The following is an 8,376-nucleotide window of genomic DNA, read 5'->3' as shown; positions in this document are numbered from 1 at the left end:
AATGGCTGGAGACCGTGCGCAACCATTCCGGCGTAGCCGTTTCCAGCACCAAATATGAAGCGACCCTCAAGGTCCGCATCTCACCACCAACAACAGACAGCCAGATTATCAGGAACCCTGCGGGCGTTTACGTCACAGAGCTCTCCTGGGCGAAACTTCTTGAACAATAGGAAACACAATGAAACAGACTCTTCTCTCAATATTCCTTGTGCTTATCAGCGTATGCACGGCATGGGCCTCGCCGCTGCCAGCACCGGATTACATCAGCAAAAAAGACGTTCCGCTGAACAGCAAAGAGTGGGCAGCACTCAAGCTTTCACGGGAATGGATGAACCGCAAAATCAAGCCGATCATGCAGAGCAACGGCAAGGTCGTTTACGTCTACGGCGCGACCCTGCCGACCCTTATCTGCTCCCCGCTCATGGCCTCGGACCTTGAACTCCAGCCCGGTGAAAACGTCAATGACGTCATCATCGGAGACACCGCCCGCTGGATGGTGGTTGTGGGCCGATCCGGCATGCCGGGCCGGGAACGCACCCACCTCATCATCAAGCCCCTTGATGCCGGACTCGTGACCAGCGCGGTCATCACCACCGACCGCCGCACCTATCACCTGAAACTGGTTTCCCGGCGCAAGGGACACACTCCCTACGTGGCTTTTCTGTACCCGGAAGATCAGCAAAAAATACTTAAAGCCAGTCTTAAAAAGAAAGAACGCAAAGAAGTCTGGGAGACCACCCACATCGCAGGCAAAACCGTTGATCTCTCCACACTCGACTTCAGCTATGCCATCAGCGGAGATGATGCGAGTTGGAAGCCCATGCGCGTCTACAACGACGGAATCAGGACTTTTATCCAGCTTCCGAGGACATCCACCCAGACCGAAATACCGGTGCTGCTGGTGGAAAAAGCCGGGCAGGAAGCAATCGTCAATTATCGGGTCAAAGGTAGTTCCATGATCGTTGATGAGATCTTTGAAAAAGCAATCCTCGTGGCCGGAACCGGAACGGATCAGGCCAAGGTGGAAATAAACCGTATTGAGGTAACAAAATGAGAAAATTAATCCCCTTACTTCTGCTGAGCCTGCTTGCCAGCGGCTGTTCTGTAAAACGTGCGGGCAGACAGCTTGAAGCTGAAATAATGAGCCAGCAGACAACCATGTACCAAGAACAGGAAATTGAGCAGTTAGTGGAAGAAGCCGCGCTCAAAGTAGCCGGTCATTACCCTCCGGGCCGGACCGTCCTGCACCTGAATGTCCCTGACAATGACTTCGGCTGGAAGTTTGATGCCAGCCTCCGCGCACAGGGCTTCCAATTCAGTCCCAAGTCCACAGATCCTAATGTGCTGGATATGGACTTGGTCTTTGATGGCATCGGCAACAGCACCCTTTATTACCTGCATGTCAAAGCTTCAGACGGCTGGTCTTTCGGGCAGGTCTACAACCTGACCCATGATGGATTTGAAAAGGCCGGACTGCTGACCCAGACCCCTGCATTTTTTGAGTTCGTGGGCAATGACTCCCGACAGGTTGAATCTCCACTTGCTGAAGACTGGAACATCGTTCCCGGTGGCCTGCGGGATCAGCTCAAACGCTGGGCTGGTCGCGCTGAATACACGCTGGTCTGGAAAGCTCCCCATGATTTTCAGATGCAGGCCGAAGCCTCTTTCCGGGATACCTTCCCCAGAGCAGTCAAACGGCTGTTTTCCAGAATGCACGCCAGCGGAAATTCACTGCGCGTAACCATCTATCAGGCCAACAAGGTCGTTGAAGTCTGCGAGGATTAACATGAAACGAGTTCTTTTATTTATGCTCTGCGTCTGTCTGTTTGTCGGCGGATGCACCAATTTCCAACCTTCCCCGCAGGAACTATCGGTAAAGAGCCGTGCCGCATCCATGCACCAAGCAACCATGAAAAAGACGGTCACTGTTGTCCATGCGCCCTACGTGGGCGCGGTTCCCGTGGAGCTGGACAACAATAAGCTTCCTGCCGTCTTCACCAGACGGATTACCCTCAACTTAAGGCACCCGCTGACCGCGCCGGAGCTGGCGAGAAAAATCAGCGAGCAGTTTCCCGTTCATATTGAAGTGGTGCAGGACGCTGACAGCGATATGCATGTTGCGCAGGAAAATCAGGAACGCAAAAGCCCTGAACGCATGCAGCTCATGTATGACGGCCAGCTCAAGGGCTTGCTGGACAACATGTGCGAATTCTTCGGCATGGGCTGGGAATATGATTCCAGCCGGGCCAAGGTTGAAATTGCCCGCTTGCAGACCAAGTCATTCAGCCTTGATGTTGCACCGGGAAATATCAAATACGAATCCACCATCACCAACAAATCCCAGACTTCCGGGAACTCCGGCAACGCCAACAACATCAACGGCGTAGGCCAGACCACCAAAACCTCGGATAGTGTCAGCCAGACCTCGCAGACCAACAAAGCCAGCTTTGAAGGCGATGTCTGGAAGGATACCCAAAGAGCTGTCGAAGCCATGCTCAGCAAGGACGGCAGGGTTGTGGTCAACGAAGCCGCCGGAATGGTCACTGTTACCGACACCAACACCGTCCTGCGCCGGGTTGAAAAGTACATCAACTCCCTGAACTCAAAGATGGGCAGGCAGGTGGCCCTTGCGGTCAAGGTCTGGTCGCTGGAGCTGAACCGCAATGCTGATACCGGCTTCAATCTTGAGACCGCCCTCAAGGCCGGTCAGTCCAGCTTCAGCCTGCTCGGCGGCCAACCGCACAGCTCCCTTGCCGGTGCGGGAACTCTGACCGCCGCAATTCTTGACGGCAACTGGAAGGACACCAAGCTCATGCTTCGCGCCCTGCGTCAACGTGGGCGCACAACCCTGCTGACTTCCGGCTCCGGGATTGTGATGAACAATCAGGCCTTGCCGGTTCAGGTGGTCAAACGAGATTCCTATCTTGCCGGGGTCAGCTCAACCACCACTGAAAATTCCATGCAGACCTCGGAACTCACGCCCGGTGAGGTCTCCACCGGCTTTTCCATGACCGTGCTCCCGCACATCATGGATAACCGCAAAGCCATCCTGCAATACAACATCACCCTCTCTTCGCTGGATTCCATGAAGGAATTCTCCTCCGGTTCCATGACCATCCAGTTGCCGCAGGTTTCCACCCGCAGCTTCAGCCAGCGGGTCAAAATGAAGTGCGGCCAGACTCTGGTGCTGGCCGGATTCGAGCAGGAAAGCAATCAGGACTCTAAGGGAATCGGCATCAGCTCCGGCGGGCTCAGCCAGCAGTACGGCAAAAGCCTGATCATCATCACCATTGAAATGGAAAGTGCCGGAGTCTAGCCATGCAACATATTCTCATCAAAAAGAAAAAATACGCCATCGGCCTCTGGTGGCAGTTCATTAACGGCTCCGGCAAACGCAAAGACGCGCTGGAACAGGCCCGCATTCTGGCCGAGAAATTCCCCGAAGGCGGATACAATTGCGTTGCAATCAGAAAGCAACAGTTCGGCCTTGGCAACTGCGCTGAAGCAAAGATCAAACGTCTGCCCTCGCTGGCCTGTGCGCTGGTTGAGCGTTCCCAGCCCACATGGATCGGAATGTTCTGTCTCAGTGAAGAATTGTGGTGGGTCTGCGCGGTCAGCAAGAAAAACATCGCTGCTGAAGGCGACCAATACTTCAACTCACAGGCTGAAGCTGAAGCCCACTTCAAGAACCTCAAATCCCTGTCCGACTGGGATGACAACGAGATTCTTTGCGAAACCGTTGAAGAGTCCATGGATCATTTCAACGGTTTGCTGCGAACTTCCGAAAAAGTTCAACCGTTAGTTGAAGAAAACCGCAGAGGCTTGTTGATTTCCTGTGCTGCGCTGTGCGCTGCCCTGAGCATGGGCTGGTTGATCTGGGACCAGTTTCAGCAGGATCAGCTTGCAGAACTGCGCAGGCTTGCCGCCATTGAGAGCAACCTCAAGCAGCAGGAAATAGTGCCGGTTGTCATCAATCCCGACACCTTATTTGCGAAGACTTGGAACGAAACCGCGCTTCCTTCAGCTTTTGCATATGAGTTCCTGCGTGCCGTGCGCCATACCGAACCGTACACCCTCGGCTGGAAGCTGAAATCCGTCATTCGTAATAATGAAGGGATTTATATGGCCTGGCTGCATCAGCAGGGTGCGCAATTTACTGACCGTCCCGGCAACTCCACTCTCGGCTCCAGCCCGGAACTGGCTGAAATCGCCATTCCCTATTCACTCAGAAATCAGCGAGCAAAACAGGAGCTGGGCCACAAATCCGAAGTCACCGCCCGGCTCTATGAGCTGACTCGCGTTCTCGGTGCAAAGCTGCGCCTGAACTGGAAGAACCCCGAAATCAAAAAGCTCGACAAGACAAATCAGCACACCGCTCCATGGATCAAAGGAGGATGGAAACTGTCCGCGCTGCCGTCAATTTCGGTCATTTCCGAACCGCTCTTCTTTGAGCTGGACACCATTCCCGGTCTGGTTCTCACAAAAATCGACCTTACTGAAAACAAATGCACCATGGAGGGACAGATCTATGCGTCTTATTAACCTCGTCCTGATCATGCTCCTGCTGGCAACTGCCGTCTATGCACAGGAATCGGCTGACATGGCTTCTTTTGCCGATCCGCTGGTTTCCGCTCCTGCAAACAGCTCAATGCCAGTTGGAAACGGAACTGCGTTCAACGCAACCGCTGCGGGGCATGACAACGGAACAAACGCGACTATCCCGACTTTCTACGAAGCCACCAACAGCACGAGTAACGGCACAACTACCCAGCCTAATTCTGCCGAGAAACAAACCTCCGCAAGGCCCAAAATCAGCGGCCCAGCCTTTGTTTCCCTTGAAGGCTTAAGTGCGCTTCATTCACAGCTCGATGTCCTCAATGTGCAGGTCAAAATCGCTGAGAAGCAAAAGAAACTGCGCGAGCTGACCATGCCGATAATCCCGGTCCTGCCCCCAGCTTCAGCAGCCCCCAAAACTGCCGTAAAAAAGACAAGCCGTCCGGTCTGGCCCAAAATAGTTTCGATCCAAGGTGTGGACGGACGGCTCTCCGCAACTCTGGTCAGTCGTGACGGAGTGCAGACCGTAAGCGAGGGCGCAAGCGTAGGAATCGGCAGGGTTGATGTCATCACCCCGCAGTCAGTGCTTGTCCGTCATAACGGCAAGAATATTCCCTTGAAATTCGTGGAGTAATCAGCATGACCAACAACGAAATACCGGAGATTCTGCAAGAGCGGGTCATGCTCCTTGAGGGCGTGATCCTGATCTCTGCGGAGCTGGAAGACGACGCACATCTGATGTCCTTCCTCAGCTATGCCGCCCGCAAAGGTTACACGGAAACCAAGCGGGTTGAAGCCAGTGAATTCCAGAAGCTGCGCAAGAAGCACCACACCCGCATCGAGACCGAGAGCGACATTCAGACCCTTGCCGTGGACATCATCGCCGATGCCCATAAGCAGGGCGCGTCCGACATTCACCTGACTGACGAAGGTCCGTATGCCTCCATCAAGTTCCGCAAGCTGGGCATGGTGCAGGATTACAAGCAGCTTAAAGGCGAGCGTGGCCGCAAGATCATTGTGGCCATCTATCAGACCATGTCCAATCAGGTAGATTCGACCTTCATTCCCAGTGAGCGGCAGGACGGCAGGATCGTAAACAATGACTTCCTGCCCTCGGAAGTTCATTCCATCCGCATCCATACCGAGCCGCTGGAATGCGCCATGGCCGACAACGGCACCGGGACCTTCATGGCCCTGCGTCTGCTCTATGACCGCACCACGGCCAAGGGCAATCTGGAGCAGCGGCTCGCCAGTCTCGGCTATTCCGAACAGCACAAGCGCGATTTTCAGACCCTGACCCAGCGGTCCGGGCTTTCGCTGCTTTCCGGTCCCACCGGACACGGCAAAAGTACCGCGCTCAAACACATCATGGAAAGCATGGCCGAGGAGAATCCCGAAAAGAACTACCTCGCCATTGAAGATCCGCCGGAATATCCGCTGGAGCGGGTCAAGCAGGTCCGGGTCAGCACTAACGATCAGGATGAAAATAGAGGCCGGGCTTACCGCAACGCCATTGCCGGGGCCATGCGTTCCGACCCGGATGAAATCATGATCGGTGAGATCCGTTTCCCGCAGGCTGCTTCCGCCGCACTGGATGCTGCCCAGACCGGGCACGGGGTCTGGACTACTGTTCACGCCAACTCGGCCTTTGGAATCATTCAGCGCATGGTTTCCCTGCTATGTGCGGCCAATTACCCTGACCCGCTGGAATATCTCTGCGACCACACCGTGCTTTCCGGCCTGCATCATCAGCGACTGGTCCCGGTTCTCTGCCCCAAGTGCAAGATGCCTATCAAACACGTTTTTGCTCTTGGGCCCGACAATGAACTGCGCCGTAGAAGCCTTCCGCAACCGCTTTTAGAACGGATCATGTCCACCATAACCGACATGGATCAGATTCATATTCGTGGTGAAGGCTGCGCAGAGTGCGCAGGCATGGGCATCATCGGCCAGACTGTTGCCGCTGAGCTGGTCCCCACCGACCACGTAATTCTTAATGCCATCCGCAACGGAAACATGGATGCAGCCTACACCCACTGGCGACATGAGTTAAACGGCAGAACCTTTGTGGACCATGCCCTTGAACTCATCCAGACAGGCATAGTTGATCCCTGCCTTGCTGAACTGCGGCTCGGCGTTCCGCTGGATTACGACCGCAAACACAATGGGTTCACTACCAGCCACATAGAAACATTCCCACAAAGAAGCGAGTTTGCCCATGCAGTTGTTTAAGCACACCAATCTGCTGGCAAAGCTCTTCTTTACCCAGCAGGTACGGATCAGGGTTTACCGCAAACTTGCGGCCATGACCCGCCACGGAATTCTCATGGCTGATGCCGTCAGCTACATTGAAGAACGCTACGCCAAGCAACGCAATCTGCTCAGCCCGGTACTCTCTGAAGTGTCGGCCCGCATCAATTCCGGGGACAGCATTCATGAAGCTCTGCGCGGTTTCATCCCTGCTGAAGAAGCAATGCTCCTTCAAAGCGGCATGGAATCAGGAAAACTTCATGTGTCACTTGAACTTTGTGTAAAGCTTATCAAAGCCAGGCTGAAAATTGTCAACTCCATGTGGAAAGCATTGAGCTACCCGGTAATTCTGGTCCTTGCCCTGATTGCCCTGCTGCTGGTGCTCTCGCGCTACGTAGTTCCCAAACTTGCCGAGCTTTCCGAGCCTTCCCGCTGGGTGGGCAGTGCAAAGACTCTCTATCAAGTGGCCGGATTCGTGGATTCCACCTTCGGAACCATCCTGCTTGCCGGGATAGTGCTGCTTTTCCTCACTTCACTGGCGACCATCAAGATCTGGACCGGCAAGATTCGTGTCCGCTTTGACGGCCTGCCGCCGTGGTCATTCTATCGGCTTATCATCGGCAGTCTCTGGCTCTTCACCCTCTCAACCCTGATGAAATCCGGGATTCAACTCTCACAAGCCATGAACGACATGCTTGAGACTCCCGGTTCCAGCCCGTGGCTCAAGGAACGGCTGAACTCAATCAAGGCCCAGCTTAATCTCGGCAAAGGGATCGGCGAAGCTTTGGACGATTCCGGCTACCGCTTTCCGGCTCAAACCATCATCGAAGATCTGCGCATCTATTCCACACTTCCCGGCTTCGACGCCCGGCTGCACCTCATTGCCGAGGAATGGCTGGCTGAAGGCATGGAGACAATCAAAACGCAGGCCAAAATCATCAACATAACCTGCATCATCGGCATCAGTTCAATGATCACCAGCATCGTACTCGCGGTGACATCACTTCAACAACAACTCGGTCAAAACATGGGATATTAAAGGAAAAAAGACATGACATTACTGGAAACACTCGGCGCATTACTTATCGGCCTCATCGTACTCGGCGGTTCCGGCTACATGATTTCCAAAGGAATCGACAACGACAAAATTGCCAAGGCGGAACAGAACCTTTCCACCTTCCGCCTCGATATCAAGAACCTCTATCAGGGCGAACCAGACTTCAACGGCCTGACCACAGACATTGCCGTGACCAACGAAGCCGTGCCTGACGGTATGATCAAAAGCAGCGGTGAAGTTCGCAACGTCTGGAACGGTGCAGTAACCGTTGCCGCCGGAACTGATCCGACCACCTTCACCATCACCCACAACAGCGTACCCGAATACGCCTGCGTAAAGCTGGCGACCTTTCAGGCCGGATCATGGGTTTCGGTCACAGTCAATGGCGTGGTCATCCAGCAGGCCAGCGGAATGGTTGCTGCCATCACCAATCAGCTCGCCGCCACCAACACAATCGTCTTCACTTCCAACTAACCGGGGCTTTGATCTCTATGAAAATCCTAGCCGCACTGTTC

General features: G+C 54.3%; 9 protein-coding genes. All 9 read left to right on the top strand.

Annotation, left to right across the window (positions count from 1 at the left end):
• Nucleotides 1–14: 14 nt before the first annotated feature.
• Genes FMR86_RS20220 through FMR86_RS20180 form a run of 9 tightly spaced genes read left to right on the top strand, consistent with a single transcriptional unit; the run spans nucleotide 15 to nucleotide 8,335 of the window.
• Nucleotides 15–170 carry a VirB8/TrbF family protein gene (locus FMR86_RS20220; RefSeq protein ID WP_373682510.1) on the top strand — a complete coding sequence of 52 codons (156 nt, stop codon included), beginning with the start codon at nucleotides 15–17 and terminating at the stop codon, nucleotides 168–170.
• An 8-nt stretch (nucleotides 171–178) separates the two neighbouring features.
• Nucleotides 179–1,054: a P-type conjugative transfer protein TrbG gene (trbG, locus tag FMR86_RS20215; RefSeq protein ID WP_163353258.1), complete on the top strand. Its 876-nt coding sequence runs from the start codon at nucleotides 179–181 to the stop codon at nucleotides 1,052–1,054.
• Nucleotides 1,051–1,785, top strand: a complete 735-nt coding sequence (locus FMR86_RS20210) for a TcpQ domain-containing protein (protein WP_163353257.1) — start codon at nucleotides 1,051–1,053, stop codon at nucleotides 1,783–1,785. Before trbG ends, FMR86_RS20210 begins: the two co-directional genes overlap by 4 nt.
• A 1-nt stretch (nucleotide 1,786) precedes the next feature.
• Nucleotides 1,787–3,316 (top strand): secretin N-terminal domain-containing protein, encoded by a 1,530-nt coding sequence (locus FMR86_RS20205; protein WP_163353255.1) that lies wholly within the window; start codon nucleotides 1,787–1,789, stop codon nucleotides 3,314–3,316.
• A 2-nt stretch (nucleotides 3,317–3,318) separates the two neighbouring features.
• The gene (gene pilO2, locus FMR86_RS20200) at nucleotides 3,319–4,542 is read left to right on the top strand and encodes a type 4b pilus protein PilO2 (RefSeq protein ID WP_163353254.1); all 1,224 of its coding nucleotides are present in this window, start codon (nucleotides 3,319–3,321) and stop codon (nucleotides 4,540–4,542) included.
• Nucleotides 4,529–5,188, top strand: coding sequence for a type IV pilus biogenesis protein PilP (gene pilP / locus FMR86_RS20195; protein ID WP_163353252.1), 660 nt, complete (start codon nucleotides 4,529–4,531; stop codon nucleotides 5,186–5,188). Before pilO2 ends, pilP begins: the two co-directional genes overlap by 14 nt.
• A gap of 5 nt (nucleotides 5,189–5,193) precedes the next feature.
• A complete protein-coding gene (locus tag FMR86_RS20190) occupies nucleotides 5,194–6,786 on the top strand; it encodes an ATPase, T2SS/T4P/T4SS family (RefSeq protein WP_163353250.1) in 1,593 nt (530 codons plus the stop codon).
• Nucleotides 6,773–7,843, top strand: coding sequence for a type II secretion system F family protein (locus FMR86_RS20185; protein WP_163353248.1), 1,071 nt, complete (start codon nucleotides 6,773–6,775; stop codon nucleotides 7,841–7,843). Before FMR86_RS20190 ends, FMR86_RS20185 begins: the two co-directional genes overlap by 14 nt.
• A 12-nt stretch (nucleotides 7,844–7,855) precedes the next feature.
• Complete coding sequence (locus FMR86_RS20180) at nucleotides 7,856–8,335, top strand: type 4 pilus major pilin (RefSeq protein WP_163353197.1); 480 nt, start codon at nucleotides 7,856–7,858, stop codon at nucleotides 8,333–8,335.
• The last annotated feature ends 41 nt before the right edge of the window (nucleotides 8,336–8,376 follow it).

It is taken from the genome of Desulfovibrio sp. JC010 (genome assembly GCF_010470675.1).
Taxonomy (GTDB): domain Bacteria; phylum Desulfobacterota; class Desulfovibrionia; order Desulfovibrionales; family Desulfovibrionaceae; genus Maridesulfovibrio.
The sequence above is the reverse complement of the archived record's forward strand: the minus strand, read 5'-3'. Positions and strand labels throughout refer to the sequence as shown.

Excerpts from the sequence above, each read along its gene's own strand:
- trbG (WP_163353258.1), top strand. The coding sequence starts at position 179 with ATGAAACAGACTCTTCTCTCAATATTCCTTGTGCTTATCAGCGTATGC.
- FMR86_RS20210 (WP_163353257.1), top strand. The coding sequence starts at position 1,051 with ATGAGAAAATTAATCCCCTTACTTCTGCTGAGCCTGCTTGCCAGCGGC.
- FMR86_RS20205 (WP_163353255.1), top strand. The coding sequence starts at position 1,787 with ATGAAACGAGTTCTTTTATTTATGCTCTGCGTCTGTCTGTTTGTCGGC.
- pilO2 (WP_163353254.1), top strand. The coding sequence starts at position 3,319 with ATGCAACATATTCTCATCAAAAAGAAAAAATACGCCATCGGCCTCTGG.
- pilP (WP_163353252.1), top strand. The coding sequence starts at position 4,529 with ATGCGTCTTATTAACCTCGTCCTGATCATGCTCCTGCTGGCAACTGCC.
- FMR86_RS20190 (WP_163353250.1), top strand. The coding sequence starts at position 5,194 with ATGACCAACAACGAAATACCGGAGATTCTGCAAGAGCGGGTCATGCTC.
- FMR86_RS20185 (WP_163353248.1), top strand. The coding sequence starts at position 6,773 with ATGCAGTTGTTTAAGCACACCAATCTGCTGGCAAAGCTCTTCTTTACC.
- FMR86_RS20180 (WP_163353197.1), top strand. The coding sequence starts at position 7,856 with ATGACATTACTGGAAACACTCGGCGCATTACTTATCGGCCTCATCGTA.